The 15,625-nt window shown below is 67.3% G+C and carries 11 protein-coding genes and 1 rRNA gene; 4 read left to right on the top strand and 8 right to left on the bottom strand.

Going from position 1 to position 15,625, the window contains the following annotated elements; translation table 11 throughout:
- Positions 1–7 precede the first annotated feature (7 nt).
- Positions 8–445, top strand: a complete 438-nt coding sequence (locus CVV72_RS20160; protein ID WP_219145292.1) for a hypothetical protein — start codon at positions 8–10, stop codon at positions 443–445.
- Positions 446–511: 66 nt separating this feature from the next.
- Positions 512–1,585: a hypothetical protein gene (locus CVV72_RS20155; RefSeq protein WP_219145291.1), complete on the top strand. Its 1,074-nt coding sequence runs from the start codon at positions 512–514 to the stop codon at positions 1,583–1,585.
- Here CVV72_RS20155 and CVV72_RS20150 read toward each other — a convergent pair.
- From CVV72_RS20150 to CVV72_RS20125, 6 genes are all read right to left on the bottom strand, one after another.
- On the bottom strand, positions 1,551–3,020 hold the full coding sequence (locus CVV72_RS20150; RefSeq protein ID WP_219145290.1) for a cell wall metabolism sensor histidine kinase WalK: 1,470 nt from the start codon (positions 3,018–3,020) through the stop codon (positions 1,551–1,553). The genes CVV72_RS20155 and CVV72_RS20150 overlap by 35 nt on opposite strands.
- Positions 3,017–3,706 carry a response regulator transcription factor gene (locus tag CVV72_RS20145; RefSeq protein ID WP_219145289.1) on the bottom strand — a complete coding sequence of 230 codons (690 nt, stop codon included), beginning with the start codon at positions 3,704–3,706 and terminating at the stop codon, positions 3,017–3,019. The genes CVV72_RS20150 and CVV72_RS20145 overlap by 4 nt, the downstream gene beginning before the upstream one ends.
- Positions 3,707–3,908: 202 nt before the next feature.
- Positions 3,909–5,687 carry a choline/carnitine O-acyltransferase gene (locus CVV72_RS20140; protein ID WP_219145288.1) on the bottom strand — a complete coding sequence of 593 codons (1,779 nt, stop codon included), beginning with the start codon at positions 5,685–5,687 and terminating at the stop codon, positions 3,909–3,911.
- Positions 5,684–6,532, bottom strand: coding sequence for a class I SAM-dependent methyltransferase (locus tag CVV72_RS20135; protein ID WP_219145287.1), 849 nt, complete (start codon positions 6,530–6,532; stop codon positions 5,684–5,686). Before CVV72_RS20135 ends, CVV72_RS20140 begins: the two co-directional genes overlap by 4 nt.
- 155 nt (positions 6,533–6,687) lie before the next feature.
- On the bottom strand, positions 6,688–7,539 hold the full coding sequence (locus CVV72_RS20130; protein ID WP_219145286.1) for an arpA protein: 852 nt from the start codon (positions 7,537–7,539) through the stop codon (positions 6,688–6,690).
- Positions 7,540–7,689: 150 nt separating this feature from the next.
- A complete protein-coding gene (locus CVV72_RS20125) occupies positions 7,690–10,245 on the bottom strand; it encodes a bifunctional FO biosynthesis protein CofGH (RefSeq protein WP_255632786.1) in 2,556 nt (851 codons plus the stop codon).
- Positions 10,246–10,430: 185 nt separating this feature from the next.
- On the opposite strand from CVV72_RS20125, the gene CVV72_RS20120 reads away from it, so the two are divergent.
- Entirely contained in the window at positions 10,431–12,083 is a 1,653-nt protein-coding gene (locus tag CVV72_RS20120) for a transposase (RefSeq protein ID WP_219145284.1), read from the top strand.
- Here the strand turns inward: CVV72_RS20120 and CVV72_RS20115 are convergent.
- Positions 12,022–12,780, bottom strand: a complete 759-nt coding sequence (locus CVV72_RS20115; protein ID WP_219145283.1) for an SDR family oxidoreductase — start codon at positions 12,778–12,780, stop codon at positions 12,022–12,024. The genes CVV72_RS20120 and CVV72_RS20115 overlap by 62 nt on opposite strands.
- 8 nt (positions 12,781–12,788) lie before the next feature.
- Positions 12,789–13,586, bottom strand: a complete 798-nt coding sequence (locus CVV72_RS20110) for an alpha/beta fold hydrolase (protein WP_219145282.1) — start codon at positions 13,584–13,586, stop codon at positions 12,789–12,791.
- 477 nt (positions 13,587–14,063) lie between these two features.
- Between CVV72_RS20110 and CVV72_RS20105 the strand changes: the two genes are divergently transcribed.
- Positions 14,064–15,580 (top strand): 16S ribosomal RNA (locus CVV72_RS20105).
- The last annotated feature ends 45 nt before the right edge of the window (positions 15,581–15,625 follow it).

Here is a 15,625-nt window from a genome sequence, read left to right as displayed (position 1 = left end):
CTTCCCCATGCGCACCATGGGGAAGATCCTGGGGGCCACGGCCGCGATCGTCCTGATCGCGGCCTGTGCCCCGGCACCGCCGAAGGAAATGGCCGTCCGCACCGATCCGGCGCCGGTCGCCGAGGACTTTCCCGACGTCGGCGAGATCGTCGAAGCATCCTGGGTCGAGGAGCGGATGGGCGCCTCGGAAGGCCGGATCGAGGCGCCCGGACCGTCGGACCTCCGGTTGTCCGCGGTCGTGAAGCTGCGTCGCGAGGCCGTGTCGAAGATGATCAGTGATCTCGAGTGCGACGCCGGGGTCCCGGACGTGCCGAAACAGCTGAAGGGGCTCCTGACGCCCGGCGTGGCGTGGCTCTCCTGCGACCTGCCCACGACCACCAAGGCGCGGACCGCTTTCGTGGTCGAGGGTTCAGAACAGGCGTTCCTGCGGTCGAGCACGATGTAGCAGAGCCGTGCGAAGCCGGGGATCAGTGGTCATGGTGGTGACATGATCCGTTTCTAGCTTGGCGCCATGACCACCTTGCTCGACCGGGCTCCGGTGCCCGTTCCCGGGAAGACCTTGCGGCGAAGCGTCATCGCGCTGTTCGGGATCGCCGTCCTCGTCGCCGGATACACCGGGTTCCGGTTGCCGGGGGAGTGGGCGGCGACCCTGCAGGCCGTCTCCCTGACCGACGGCTTCCACCGGCGGTTCCTCCTCGGCACGCTCCTGAAGCCGTTCGGACAGGACTACCTCGTCTTCGCGGTCGCGAGTTTCGTGGTCCTCGGCGCGGTGCTGGCGACCGTGGCGCTCGCCTTCTTCCGCGGCCGCACCGAAAGCCGTCGGCTGCTGATCGTCGCCTGGCTCCTGCTGCCGTGCGGTGGCTATCTGTTCCACGAGATCGGCTACTTCGACCAGGTGCTGTATCTCCTGCTGTTCGGCGCGCTGTGGGCGCTGCATCGGAACAGGCTCGCGCTCGCGAGCGCGGTGATGGCGCTTTCGGTGACGGTGCACGAGATCGCGCTGCTCACCGTGCTGCCGGTGTTCGGATTCGCCCTGCTGCGGAAGCTCCCATTTCGGCGCGCGTGCGCACTGCTCGCTCCGGGCGCCGCGCTCGGCCTGGGAATCCTGGCGTTGCCACCCGCCGCTCCCGGCGCCGTCGAAGGTCTTCGCCGGTCACTGTCCACAGCGGACTTTCCTTACCGCGCCGACGCGCTGGACCTGTTCGAGCGCACGCAGGCCGAGAGCTGGCGGCTGTACTCGATCACCGCCGTGCTGCTCTATCTGCTGCCCATCGCGGTCGTCGTGATCGGCGGTTTCCTGCTCCTGCACCGGCCGACGCTCGCCGCGGCGGTGCCCATCGCCGCGATCGGGGCACCGGTGCTGCTCGCGTTCGGCGGCTGGGACGACGCCCGCTGGGGATTCCTGCTGGTCACGAACTTCGTCCTGGTGGTGTGGCATCGGCTCGGTCACCGCGAGCTGAAGCTGTCCCAAGCGGGCGTGCTGACCGCGGTGTTCCTGATCCTCACGCATGTCCCGATGCCGTACTTCGACGGCTACGCGCCACGGTGGCTCACGCTGGTGATTCCCGTGGAAGCCGCACGGTGAAGACGGCGCCGCCGTCGTTGTGCACGGTGATCTCCCCGCCGTGGATCAGCGCATTCTCACGGGCGATGGACAGCCCCAGCCCGCTGCCTTCGGTCGCCTGCCGCGCGTGATCGCCGCGCACGAACCGGTCGAACAGGATCGGGCGCAACTCCTCGGGGACTCCCGGCCCGGAGTCGGCGACCCGGATCGTCACCGTGCCGGAAAGGCCTTCCAGGGACACCTTGATCGGGGTCCGGCCATACCGTTCGGCGTTGACCAGCAGGTTGCACACGATGGTGTGGACGCGGCGCGGATCAGCGGAGACGGTCGTGTCGCCGGTGCTCGTCACCTGGACGGAAGTCCCCGGCACACTCACCTCGATCGCGTCCTCGACGAGCGCGGGCAGGTCGACGAGTTCGGGGCGCAGGTCCGCGGAACCCGCGTCGAACCGCGAAATCTCCATCAGATCTTCGACCAGCCGAGCCAGCCGCCGGGCCTGCGCGCCGAGCAACTCGGTCGCCCGGGTCCGGACCTCGGGGCTGGCGTCGTCGAGGGTGTCGACCGTGGCGACCATCGACGCGAGCGGCGTCCGCAGGTCGTGGGCGACATCGGCGACGAAGCGTTGCTGCTGGCGGTCTTTGGCACGCAGTTCCTCGATCGCCGTGCCGACCCGATCGGCCATCGTGTTGAACGACGCGGCGAGGTCGGCGAGTTCGTCGCGGCCCTTCACCGGGACGCGCACGTCGAAGGCGCCGCCGCCCAGGTCGCGGGCGGCGGAGGCGACTCGGAGCACCGGCCGCCGGATCCGGCCCGCGGCGAAGACCGCGGCCGCCACGCCGAGGACGGTGACGCTGAGCGCGATCCACGCCAGTTTCCACCGCTGGGCCGCCAGATCCTGCTCGAACTTGGTGAGGTCGAAGAACTGCACGACCCAGTACGCGACGAAGTTCGCGCTCACCACGAGGAGCCGGTGGCCGGTCAGCGGATCGGTCGTGGTCGCCGACAGGAGTTCTTCCGGTCCCGTGGTCCGCAGAAGCACCACGTCCTTCACCGTTTCCAACGCGGCTCGCCTGTCGGGCGGGGTCGCGTTTTCGGTGCCCGTCGCCCAGTCGTGGCTTTGCGACGAGGATTTGACGACTTCGGGAGGTCCTTCGGGCGCCCTGAAGTCGTCGTTCGTCCGTTGGGGGTGGCTCGTGACGAGCATCCAGTCCGCCGCCGCCTTGTCCATTCCCTGGGAGAACATCTCCAAGGCCCGGGGCGAGCCGGCCATGAACTGTTCGAGGTGGGGCCAGGCCTGACCGAACATCGCCCCGAACGACGTCTTCGCCGCGGCCGTGAACCTGTCGAACGCGTCGTCCTCTTGGATTTCGGCCGCACTGAAGGCCATCACGACGGTCGCCGTCGTGGTCACCGCCACGACCGCCGCGGTCACCCTGGCGCGGAGTCCGAACCTCATTCGCCCACCAGCCGGTAGCCGAGTCCGCGCACGGTCTTCAGCACCGCGGGATTCGCCGGATCGTCCTCGATCTTCGCCCGCAGCCGCGCGACCGCCGCGTCGACGATCCGCGAGTCGCCGACGTAGCCGTAATCCCATACCCGTTTCAGCAGTGTCTGCCTGCTCAGTACCTGGTTGGGATGTTCGGCGAACTCGACGAGCAGCCGGATCTCGGTCGCGGTCAGCGCCAGTTCGACGCCGTCACGGGTCACGCTCATCGCGGCCGCGTCGATTTCCAGCCGTCCCACCCGCAACCGGCCGGCCGTCGACCCGGCAGTGGTGACGGCGCGCCTGCCGATCGCCTTGATCCGGGCGTCGAGCACCCGCGGTTCGGCGGGTTTGACCACGTAGTCGTCGGCGCCGCATTCCAGCCCGGCGACGATGTCGATCGGGTCGCCGCGGGCGGTCAGCAGGACCAGCGGCAACCGGCTCCGTGCGCGGATCCGGCGGCACACCTCGAAGCCGTCCATCCCGGGCAACATGACGTCGAGGAGGACGAAATCGAGTTCGAGCCGGTCGGTGAACAACGCCTCCAGCGCCCGCTCCCCGGTCAGCGCGGTGACGACGTCGTGCCCGAGCGCCTTCAGCGCGAGCGTGAGCGCTTCGGCCAGTGCCACGTCGTCCTCGACGAGCAGGATGCGAGCCATGGTTCCCCCAAGATCGAAAGGCTCACCGATCGTAAGGGCGCTCTGTCGCACTGGCCCGGATCCGGAGCGGAACCGTCGCAGAGCCGTGCCGTCTCGTCACAAACCCTGGGTGGCGTGTTGCGAAAGCCACTTTCGCAACCTTCAAGGTTGCCAAAGTGGCTTTCGCACCGCCTCGGGGACACAGACCGGCCCCTTCGTGAACTCAGGCCAGCAGCTCCTGCAACTCCCGGATGGCGCCGTCCAGTTCGGTCGCGAACAGCTCCATCTCGTGTGCCACGTGCTTCGGCGTGCACAGGTACAGATTCAGCGACTCCGGCAGCAGCACGTACGCGACACCGATGCACTGCGGGCTGGTCGACCCGAAGCCGAAGTACTGGATGTTCACCGACGGCGCCGAGCTGGTGCTCAGGTAGTCGTCGCGCATCTTCAGCCAGCCAGGTGACGAGTACAGCGCCGGAGAGTCCTCGACTCCGCGCCGCTTCTGGATCAGCTGCAGCTCCCACAGGTGCTGCTCCGGCGCGTCGCCCGCCTGACACTCCTTCGCCCGCGTGATGTGCTTCGCGGCCGCCGCGCGGAAGGCCGCCTGACGCGTCTGCCGATCGGCTTGCGGGTCGTCCATCACCTGGACGAACCACTGCACTTCGGGCGTCACCACCCGCATCGCTTCGGTGCGCCCGTTCTGGTACTGCCGCGTCGCGATCGACTCGTACGTCGCGCCGGTGATCCCCTTCGCCCGCTTGTGCGCGAGCTGGTACGCCATCTGCGCAAAGGCGTCAGGGGACATCCCCAGCTCCTTCGCCCGCTTCGCACCGAAGTCGGTGAAGGACACCGTCTTCGTAGCGGTCGCTTCGGCGTACTCGGCGAAGGACGCGGCAGCGGCACGAGCGTCTTCGCGCAGCGCCTCACCCAGGACGAACTCGATGACTTCGGACGCCGGGACGCCGTCGGCGGGCGGGCGTTCCAGCCGCGTCCCGCTCAGCAGCGCGTCGGTGAACCCGAGGATCGTGGTCCCGTCCAGTTCGCAGTGCTCGACGTTGATCCCCGCCGTGCCGTCCTCGAACACGATGAGCGAAACGGCCTTGTCGAACCAGCGGTTCCCGCTGTCGCCGTGCAGCAGGTTGTCGCACGCCTCCTGCGTGTTCGCCGGTGTGAAGTCCTCCAGGCACAGGCAGAACAACGCCGTCTCGATGTCGTCGAGCGCGGCCGCGTTCCCGGCGGCGAGCAGCGCTTCCCGCGTCGCCGCCCACTCCGCCCTCGCCTTGGTGGTGAAATGCCCGGCGGCGGTCCGCGGGTCTTCGACGAAGTTCCCCGACTTCACAATGGTCTGCAGCCCCGCGACCAGCTGTTCGGGGGAATACGGCCGCCCGTCCGGCGCGATGACGTCCATCCGGAACGGGGTGTCGCGGTGGAAGACCACGATGTGCCGCGCCCGCGACGGCCCCGGCCAGTCCTCGCGGTACGGCGTGCGCGCGGTGTCCTGCACGGCGCCGGGGATCCGCGTCGCAGAGAACAGATACTTGTGCTGCACCATCGACTGCGGCTGCCCGCGCAGCACGATCGGCGGCACCAGTTCCTCGTCGAGCTTCAGCTTGTAGTCCACCGCCGACGCCGCCAGTTCGGCCGCGCGCTCCAGCTGCCCCAGCGGGGATTCGGTGAACAGGAAGAAGAAGTTCGCGTTGAGCGCGATCCGATCGCGACGGCCGAGGTAGCGGTACGGCCAGAAGGTGTCGAGCCAGCTGCGGACGTCTTCCCGCTTGTCGTAGGCCTCGAGCGCGCTCTGCAGTTCGTACGCCGGGCTTCCTGCCGCGAGGAACTCGGTGACGGCGCCTTCGGTCTCCGCCAGCTCGCCGGGGGTGAGCAGCGGCGAGCACCACTCGAGAAACCGGCGGCAGGTGTCCTCCAGGCTGGGGACGGGGACCCGCGGCAGGATGTCCTCGTTGCCGAACGTGCGGGTGGACGGTTCCGGACTGCTCACGATCATCCTTGATCTCGAAGGGGAAGGGCGTTCAGCACGGAGGCGAGTTCGCCCGCCGCGCCGTTCGGCCGGGAGACGAACAGCCGCGCGTACAGCCGGCCGTCGGCTTCCAGCCCACGCGGGTCGAGGCCCGCGACGGAGAGATTGTCCAAGATCTGCGACTTTTCCTCATCCGAAGCGAATCTCCGCTGCCGGAAGACGCCGTCGACCCCGGTCGTGTCGTACTCGAAGTCGGCGAGGCTCTCGGCGACCGGCCCGTAGGAGAACATCCGCAGCACGAAATGCGCCATCCACGGCCGGTTCTCCCGCGCTATCCGGACGAGGGTCTTCTCGGTGACGTAGCCGACGCAGCCGGTCGAGATGACGATGTCGACGTCGGCCAGCAGCGCGCGCTGCTCCTCTGTCGGGTCTTCGCTCTCCAGATCCGCGTGGATCGCGTCGTCGATGAAGCCGGCGGCGAGCGCGTAGTCCAATGCGGGCGCGGAGGCGTCGAGGCCGATGAAGCGGACACCGTCGCCGACGGCGAGCTTCTCGACCATCCGGCGGTCGCGCGCGATCAGTTCGTCCCGGCTCAGCGACTCGCCGTCCCGGTAGTGGTCGTACAGGCGCTCCATCGAGGTGTCACAGCGGTGCAGCGCCGCGTTGACGCCGTAGGAACAGCCGAGGTCGAGCACCGTCGGGACCTTGACGTCGGCCTCCGCGCGGTACTCGTCGATCAATTTCGCGAAGTAGGCCTTCGCCTGCTGGGGGATGGAGTAGTCCAGTCTGCGCAAGGTGCCGAAGAACGCACGGGGGTCGGGCGCGGTGTAGATGTGGTCGAAAGAGATCTTGCCGGTCGAATCGAAAGGCACGGCCAAGCTCCTGACTGAGTGTCTGTAGGTGAACCCGCGACCGCGATCGACGTCGGCAGGGCGCTGCCCTGCCACCGCGATAGCGGGGCCTACGGCCGGGGCGGGTTCACACCTGTGGTCACCTTCAGGTACTCCTTCAGCTCCGCCAACAGGCGCTAGTCGAGCAGCTCATCGCCCCGGACCGCCGCCGAAGCGACGTGTTCCGGCAGGACCCGGCCGAACAGCTGTCTCGTCCGTTCCGGACTGCCGATGACCCCAGGACGCTCGCTGTACGCGAAGATCGCGGAATGGCGGGCGACTGCCCCTTGAACACTACTCACCCGGTGCAGCGCGAAGCGTCCGCGAAACAGCTGAAGATCGCCAGGACGCAGAGTGAGCCGCCTGATCAGATGATCACCTTCGCCCGCCAGCACGGCGCGGACGTCGTCGAAGTTCTCGGCCGTTTCGGTGCGGATGTTCGGGCAGTATTCGAAGACACCGCCGTCGGCCGCGTCCTGGGTGAGCATGCTGACCGTGTACTCGTTGGTGTCGAAATGCCACGGATGCGAGCGGCCCGGTTCGATCACGTTGAGCACCAGGCCGGACAGCGGATCGGCGAGTTCGTGCAGTTCGGGGAGTTCGAAGCAGTCGGCGACGAACCGCTGGAACTCCGGGCTCGTGTACAGCTGCTGGATCACCGCGGTCACCGGGATCCGGTCACGCGCCACGAAGGCGTTGCCGCGTTCCATGATCGTGCGGCCGGGATGGTCTTCCGGCAGCGGAGTGTCGAGGGCGATGTTGTAGGCGTTGACGCGTTCGACCTTCGCGTACGCCTCCGGAGCGATCTTCGCGCCTTCGTCGCGAAGGACATCACGCAGCTCCGGACGGATGAAGTCGGCAAGCACACTGCAGCCCGTTTCCCGCAGTTCGGCGCGGGTCCGGGAAACGATCGCGCGCCACGCGGGGCTTCCCGGTTCGGACAACGGATAGCGGGCGGTATCGGCCACCTGGACTGCGCTCGCGGTCATCGACGTCCTCTCGGCTGCCCGGAAGTGAGCCTCGGGTTTAGCACAGAAAACGCCCGCGACTCCCGCGCCTTGTGAGCGGTGCCACACGGAACGTGACGGCCCCCTGGTCCGCGTTCGTACGCGGGCCAGGGGGCCGTCAGTGTCTTTTCGTCAGCTGGTGACAAGCGGCAACAGCGGCCGCCGCACCGCGGTCGCGACGCCGTCGGACGCCTGGGCCGCGGCGATCCGCTCCGCCGTCGGCGTGCCGTACTCCGTGGTCCGCTGCCGCAGCGGACGGCCCAGCGGCTCGACCATCGCACGCATGTCGCTGATCGTCTTGTACGACCCGTTGGCCGCACCCGCCATCCGGCTGATCGTCTCCTCCATCAGCGTGCCGCCGATGTCGTTGACCCCGCCCTGGAGCACCGCGCGGCTGCCTTCCTCGCCGAGTTTGACCCACGAACTCTGGATGTTGTCGATCATCCCGTGCAGCAGCAGCCGGGCCAGCGCGTGCACCGCGCGGTTCTCGCGCAGCGTCGTCCCCGCCCTGGCGAGCCCGGCGAGGTAGATCGGGGAACTCTGGTGGATGAACGGCAGCAGCACGAACTCGCTGAACCCGCGCCGCCCGTTGCGTTCCAGGCCTTCCCGCTGCAGTTTCGCCAGCAGCTTCAGGTGCCCGACCCAGTGCGCCGGGGTGTCGACGTGGCCGTACATCATCGTCGACGTCGTGGTGATGCCGAGTTTGTGCGCGGTGGTGACGACGTTGATCCATTCCGACGTCGGCAGCTTGCCCTTCGTCAGCACCCAGCGGACGTCGTCGTCGAGGATCTCCGCCGCCGTACCCGGCAGCGAGTCGACGCCGGCCTCCTTCGCGCGCGCCAGCCAGTCCTCGATCGAGAGGTTCGTCCGCGAAGCGCCGTTGACGACCTCCATCGGCGAGTACGAGTGCAGGTGGATGTCCGGCTGACGGCGTTTCACCTCGGCCGCGAGATCGAAGTACGCGGTGCCCGGCAGATCCGGGTGGATGCCACCCTGCATGCAGATCTCGGTCGCGCCCGCGGCCCACGCCTCGTCGACCCGGTCACCGACCTGCTCCAGCGAAAGCGTGTACGCGTCGGCGTCGGTGCGGCGCTGGGCGAACGCGCAGAACCGGCAGCCGGTGTAGCAGACGTTGGTGAAGTTGATGTTCCGCGTGACGACGAAAGTGACGTCGTCGCCGTTCACCTCGCGACGCAGGTCGTCGGCGATCTTGGTGAAGGCGTCGAGCTCCGGCCCGTCGGCGTGCAGCAGCGCCAGCGCCTCGTCGTCCGAGAGCCCGGCGGGGTTCTTTTCCGCGCTGCGCAAGGCATCCCGGATATCGAGGTCGAACCGCTGCGGCGCGGTCTTGATGTTGCCCTTGATCTCGGCCCAGTCGCCGTAGACCGAGTCGAAGTCGCTGCGGCGGTCTTCCGTGCGCCCGACCGTGTCGACCTCGACGTGCAGATCGGTGCGCCCGGCCTCCTTCCAGCCGCCGTCGGGCTCCTGCCACGGGATGCCGACCGGGATCGCCTCTTCGATCGCGAGCCCGGTCTCGGTGTCGGTCAGCGGCGCGAGATGCGCGTTCATCCGCGGGTCCAGCCACGGCTCACCGGCCTTGACGTACTCCGGGTAGATCGGCAGCCGCTCGCGCACGGTGAAACCGAGCGCCTCGGTGCGGCGTTTGAGCTCGTCGATCTGCGGCCACGCGCGTTCAGGGTTCACGTGGTCGGGGGTCAGCGGCGAGACGCCGCCCCAGTCGTCGATACCCGCGTTCAGCATCAGTTCGTACTGCTGGCCGATCAGGTTCGGCGGTGCCTGGATGCGCATCCGCGGCCCGAGCACGAGCCGCGCGACGGCGATGGTCGCGGCGAGTTCCTCGAGATCGGCGTCCGGGGTCGCGCGCATCTTGGTGTCGGGCTTCGCGCGGAAGTTCTGGACGATGACTTCCTGGATGCCGCCGTAGGTCTTCGCGACCTTGCGGATCGCGAACAGCGAGTCGGCGCGCTCCTCGAAGTTCTCGCCGATGCCGATCAGGATGCCCGTGGTGAAGGGCACCGAACTGCGGCCGGCGTCCTCCAGCACCCGCAGGCGGACGTCCGGGTCCTTGTCCGGCGAGCCGTAGTGCGGGCCGCCCTTCTCCGTGTACAGCCGCTTCGCCGTCGTCTCCAGCATCATGCCCATGGACGCCGAAACCGGCTTGAGCCGCTGGAAGTCCTGCCAGCTCAGCACGCCCGGATTGAGGTGCGGCAGGACACCCGTCTCTTCGAGAACCCGGATCGCCATCGCCCGGACGTAGGACAGCGTGTCGTCGTAGCCGTGCGCGTCGAGCCAGTCCTTCGCCGCCTTCCAGCGGTCTTCCGGCCGGTCGCCGAGCGTGAACAGTGCTTCCTTGACCCCCATTGCGGCACCCTTGCGGGCGATGTCGAGCACCTCGTCGGGGGAGAGGAACGGCGATTCGACGCGGCCCGGGACGGTCGCGAAGGTGCAGTAGCCGCAGCGGTCCCGGCACAGCCGGGTCAGCGGGATGAACACTGAACGGCTGTAGGTGACCACGCCGGGACGGCCGGCCGCGACGAGCCCGGCGTCGCGGACCCGTGAGGCGTGCTCGGACAGCGTCTTGAGATCGTCGCCGCGCGCCTGGAGCAGGATCGAGGCCTCGGTGATGTCGAGGGTCTTCCCGTCGCGCGCCCTGGCGAGCGCCCGGCGCATCGCCGAGGTGGTGGGGGCGTTCGCGTCAGCAGGGGATGCCATTCCCGCACGCTATGGCCGGACTCGCTCCACCTGCCAGTGTGCATCCCGCCACGACGTCACCCACGTGAGTGGGATCACCGTTTTCGCTGTTCAGCGCATGATCTTGGTTGCCGGTCGGCGGGTGCGAGTGTATTACCTAAAGTGTGGCTTCGGTGATCGGCAAGAAGGTCGGCGGGCGGACGTACTACTACCTCGTCACCTCCGCGCGGGTCGACGGCGAGCCGAGGGTCGTGTCGCAGCGCTACCTCGGGACGGCCGAGGAGATCGGACGCGCGATGGAGGGCGACGTCTCGGCCCCCGGCGAAGCGCGTCACCGGACCTTCGGTGACGTCGCGGCGGTGTGGGCCACGCTGCGACGGCTCGACTTCGTGCGCCGGGTCGACGAGGCCGTCGGAGCCCAGCGCGCCACGACCACTTTGGGGACGCATCTCGCGCTCGCCGTCCTGCACCGGGCGACAGCCCCCGAAACGCAATTGGCCGACTGGTGGCGTGACTCCGTCGCCCGCGAATTCGTCCGGGCCGACCTGCCGAATCACCGGCGGGCGCTGCACCGTCTCACGCCCGAACGGATCGCCAGGATCGAGACCGCCGTCGCCGACGCGGTGCTCTCCTGGCTGGGAACGGGCGACGCCGCGCTCGCCGTGGACGTCCCGCAGTTCGCCACCTTCACCACGGCCGACCCTTGCCGGTGCGAACTCGCCGGGCTCGGCCTGGTGGTGACCAAGGACGGGGCGATCCCGCTGGCCTCGCACGTGTACCCGAGGGAAGAGGCGCCGCCGTTCGCCGCGCTCGCCGAGCAACTCCGCTCGCTCTACCCCGTCACGCTGGTCTTCACCGCGGGCCAGGCCGCGCAACTGGACCTCGGACGGCACTTCGTCGGCGCGCTCCCGCTCTCGGAACATCCGGAGTTGCTGTCGAAACCGCCGTCCGCGCGGAAGCCCGTCGACCCGGAGCGCTTCGCCGGGCTGACCGCGCTCGACACCAGAGCCGTGGTCGCGGGCGTGCGGCGCCGCGTGATCCTGACCCATTCGGAAACCCTGCACAACGCGCAGGCCCGCGCGTTCGGCGAGGAACTGGGCACCGCGACGCGGGAACTCGCGGGCCTCGACGCCGCACTGGCGTCAGGCGTCTACCGGGGTGACCGCGGCCAGGTGAACGCCGAAATCGCGCGGATCACGCGCGGGCGCCGCGTCGAAAGGGTGCTTTCCCCTGCTCTGACGGGGACGAGGCCGGGGGAGATCCGCCTCACCTGGAAGGTCGACGATGCCGCCGTGTCGCGGTTGCACGACGAGTTCTTCGGCAAACAGGTGCTGGTCACCGACCACGACTGGCCCGTGTCCGAAGTCGTCACCGCGTACCGCGCCCGGACCCACCTCGACTCGACGTTCCGCTGGCTCACCGGTCCCGCGGTCACCGGCCCCACCCCGCGCTGGGACTGGACCCCGCATCGGATCGCCGTGCACACGCTGGTCACTGTGCTCGCGTCCACGGTAACGCACCTGATGCGGCGCGAGGCGGACCGCGCCGGAATGAACCTGTCGGTCCGCGAGCTGATGGACAGCCTCGCGGGGATCGGGGAGACGGTGCTGCGGTACCCGTCCACCGGCGGTCGCCCGCGGACGCGGCGCCTGCTGACCGAGCGAAGCCCGGAACAGCAGGCGCTCTTCGAGCTCTTCGGCCTCCCCGGACCCCGCCCCACCACCACCCTCAACGGACAGGCTCCGCCTGACCGGCCTACTCCGACCGATGGATATGCAGCGCGGAGAAGCTCTGCACCACCGGCATCAGCTCGATGACGTTGATGTTCACGTGCTCCGGCTGCGAAGCCGCCCAGAAGACGGACTCGGCGACGTCGGCGGCCGTCAGCGGCGTCGTGCCCTTGTAGACGTTGTCGGCCTTGCTCTGATCACCCTCGAACCGGACGACGGAGAATTCCGTCCCGCCGACCAGACCCGGCTCGACGTTGGTCACCCGGACGCCGGTGCCCTGCAGGTCCGCGCGCAGGTTCAGGCTGAACTGGTGCACGAACGCCTTGGTCGCCCCGTAGGCGTTGCCACCGGGATAGGGGTAGGAGCCCGCGACCGAGCCGATGTTGATCACGTGCCCGCGGCCGCGCTCGACCATTCCGGGCAGCAACGCGCGGGTGAGATGCGCGAGCCCCCTGATGTTCGTGTCGATCATCTGGTCCCAGTCGTCGAGCTTCGCCCGATGGGCGGGCTCGAGCCCCTTCGCGAGGCCGGCGTTGTTGACCAGCAGGTCGACCTCGGCGAACTCGGCGGGCAGTGTGCCGGGAAGCGCGGCCACCGCGTCGGCGTCCCGGACGTCGAGCTCGAAGGGGAGGACGTTCTCGCCCAGCTCGCCAGCCAGCTTGTCGAGCCGGTCCTTGCTGCGCGCGGCCGCGACGACCTTGGCACCGTCGGCGGCGAACCGGCGGACGATCTCGACACCGAACCCGGCGCTGGCACCGGTCACGAAAACGGTCTTCTTGGACATGGAGGGCATCACACGATCTCTTTCAAGAACTGGGCGAACACGGTGTTGAACTCGGCCTCGCGCTCCAGGTTAGGCATGTGGGCGGCTCCTTCGATCACCGCCAGGGTGGAGCCGGGGATGAGGCCGTGCATGAGCTCGGCGTCCGAGACCGGCGTGAACTCGTCTTCGGTCCCGACCACGACCAGGGCCGGCACTGCCACGCGAGTGAGGCTGTCCCGGTAGTCCGGACGCTCGGCGCGCCCCCTGAGTGCGGCGGCCGCTCCTTCCTTGGGCGTCGTGCGCATCATCCCGAGGACGTGCGCCGCCACGTCCGGCATCGTGCGGACGTTCTCGGGGGAGACCATCTTCGTCAGGACTTCCTCCGCGTAGGGGTTCAGTCCTTCCGCGAGGATCCGATCCGCCATCTCGTTGCGGACGCGTTTGCCCTCCTCGGTCTCCGCCTGGGGAGAGGTGTCGGCGAGCAGGAGCCCGGCGACACGGTCGGGGTAGGTGCGGTGGAACTCCATGACGATCTGCCCGCCCATGGAGAGGCCGCCGAGTACGAAGCGCCCGAGGCCGAGACGGTCCGCGAGGCGGCAGATGTCCTTGGCGAAGACGTCGAGCCCGGTCTTGCCCGGGACCACCGTGGTCTCGCCGTAGCCGCGGAGGTCCGCCGTGATGACCCGGTAGCCCTCCTGGCTGAAGCGCTCGGCTTGGGGACGCCACATCGAACGATTGAAGGGGTGGCCGTGGACGAGGACGACGGGCAACCCGGTGCCGAGGTCGTCGTAAGCGACGGAGATGCCGTCGAGTTCCGCAGTACTCATGAGCCCGACGCTAATCGGAGCAATCACCGAGATCAATACGGTGCAATGTACTCGGAGCAATGTTTCTTCGCCGATGTTCATCCGGGCGCCCCCGGGCCGATCACCCGGTGATCGACCGGCGCGGGCGCGTTTCCTGCCTCTGACCTGCGGAAATGTCGTTAAGGTACCCCCCTGTTTTCGGGGGTTTCCGGCCATGTAAAGTTCTCCAAGTCGCCAGGGAAACCGGGTGGCCGACCGGGACACGAACCAAGCTCTCGCCTCGGAGTTGAAAGACTCAGTGCGATTGAGTGGGTGTCCCACCAAAAACTGCTAGGAATGACTGCTTCGGATAAGGCCGTGTAGCCGCGGTGCGATCTGGGGTGTGTTGCTTGAGAACTCAACAGTGTGCTAGTGAACTAAGCCAGTAGAGCTTATGTATTTGAACCTCGTTTGAGGTTCCTTTGAGAGCAAGTAAATTTGCCTCGATCAAATTTGACATTGTTGGAGAGTTTGATCCTGGCTCAGGACGAACGCTGGCGGCGTGCTTAACACATGCAAGTCGAACGATGAAGCCTTTCGGGGTGGATTAGTGGCGAACGGGTGAGTAACACGTGGGCAATCTGCCCTGTACTTTGGGATAAGCCTGGGAAACTGGGTCTAATACCGGATATGACCGGGCCTCGCATGGGGTTTGGTGGAAAGCTCCGGCGGTACAGGATGAGCCCGCGGCCTATCAGCTTGTTGGTGGGGTAATGGCCTACCAAGGCGACGACGGGTAGCCGGCCTGAGAGGGTGACCGGCCACACTGGGACTGAGACACGGCCCAGACTCCTACGGGAGGCAGCAGTGGGGAATATTGCACAATGGGCGCAAGCCTGATGCAGCGACGCCGCGTGAGGGATGACGGCCTTCGGGTTGTAAACCTCTTTCGCCAGGGACGAAGCGCAAGTGACGGTACCTGGATAAGAAGCACCGGCTAACTACGTGCCAGCAGCCGCGGTAATACGTAGGGTGCGAGCGTTGTCCGGAATTATTGGGCGTAAAGAGCTCGTAGGCGGTTTGTCGCGTCGTTCGTGAAAACTCCACGCTTAACGTGGAGCGTGCGGGCGATACGGGCAGACTTGAGTTCGGTAGGGGAGACTGGAATTCCTGGTGTAGCGGTGAAATGCGCAGATATCAGGAGGAACACCGGTGGCGAAGGCGGGTCTCTGGGCCGATACTGACGCTGAGGAGCGAAAGCGTGGGGAGCGAACAGGATTAGATACCCTGGTAGTCCACGCTGTAAACGTTGGGCGCTAGGTGTGGGCGACATCCACGTTGTCCGTGCCGTAGCTAACGCATTAAGCGCCCCGCCTGGGGAGTACGGCCGCAAGGCTAAAACTCAAAGGAATTGACGGGGGCCCGCACAAGCGGCGGAGCATGTGGATTAATTCGATGCAACGCGAAGAACCTTACCTGGGCTTGACATGCGCCAGACATCCCTAGAGATAGGGCTTCCCTTGTGGTTGGTGTACAGGTGGTGCATGGCTGTCGTCAGCTCGTGTCGTGAGATGTTGGGTTAAGTCCCGCAACGAGCGCAACCCTTATCCTACGTTGCCAGCGCGTGATGGCGGGGACTCGTGGGAGACTGCCGGGGTCAACTCGGAGGAAGGTGGGGATGACGTCAAGTCATCATGCCCCTTATGTCCAGGGCTTCACACATGCTACAATGGCTGGTACAGAGGGCTGCGATACCGCGAGGTGGAGCGAATCCCTTAAAGCCGGTCTCAGTTCGGATCGCAGTCTGCAACTCGACTGCGTGAAGTCGGAGTCGCTAGTAATCGCAGATCAGCAACGCTGCGGTGAATACGTTCCCGGGCCTTGTACACACCGCCCGTCACGTCATGAAAGTCGGTAACACCCGAAGCCCATGGCCCAACTGCTTGCAGAGGGAGTGGTCGAAGGTGGGACTGGCGATTGGGACGAAGTCGTAACAAGGTAGCCGTACCGGAAGGTGCGGCTGGATCACCTCCTTTCTAAGGAGCAACACATCCACCCCGCCGGGATACCCGGAGCAACGG

The sequence above is a fragment of the Amycolatopsis sp. TNS106 genome (assembly GCF_019330265.1).
Lineage (GTDB): Bacteria > Actinomycetota > Actinomycetes > Mycobacteriales > Pseudonocardiaceae > Amycolatopsis > Amycolatopsis lurida.
This window is presented reverse-complemented; position numbering and strand designations above follow the sequence as displayed.

Coding starts and splice junctions, on each gene's coding strand:
- CVV72_RS20110 (WP_219145282.1), bottom strand. CDS start 13,586: ATGAGTACTGCGGAACTCGACGGCATCTCCGTCGCTTACGACGACCTC.
- CVV72_RS20125 (WP_255632786.1), bottom strand. CDS start 10,245: ATGCGCCGGGCGCTCGCCAGGGCGCGCGACGGGAAGACCCTCGACATC.
- CVV72_RS20130 (WP_219145286.1), bottom strand. CDS start 7,539: ATGACCGCGAGCGCAGTCCAGGTGGCCGATACCGCCCGCTATCCGTTG.
- CVV72_RS20150 (WP_219145290.1), bottom strand. CDS start 3,020: ATGAGGTTCGGACTCCGCGCCAGGGTGACCGCGGCGGTCGTGGCGGTG.
- CVV72_RS20145 (WP_219145289.1), bottom strand. CDS start 3,706: ATGGCTCGCATCCTGCTCGTCGAGGACGACGTGGCACTGGCCGAAGCG.
- CVV72_RS20160 (WP_219145292.1), top strand. CDS start 8: ATGCGCACCATGGGGAAGATCCTGGGGGCCACGGCCGCGATCGTCCTG.
- CVV72_RS20115 (WP_219145283.1), bottom strand. CDS start 12,780: ATGTCCAAGAAGACCGTTTTCGTGACCGGTGCCAGCGCCGGGTTCGGT.
- CVV72_RS20155 (WP_219145291.1), top strand. CDS start 512: ATGACCACCTTGCTCGACCGGGCTCCGGTGCCCGTTCCCGGGAAGACC.
- CVV72_RS20140 (WP_219145288.1), bottom strand. CDS start 5,687: ATGATCGTGAGCAGTCCGGAACCGTCCACCCGCACGTTCGGCAACGAG.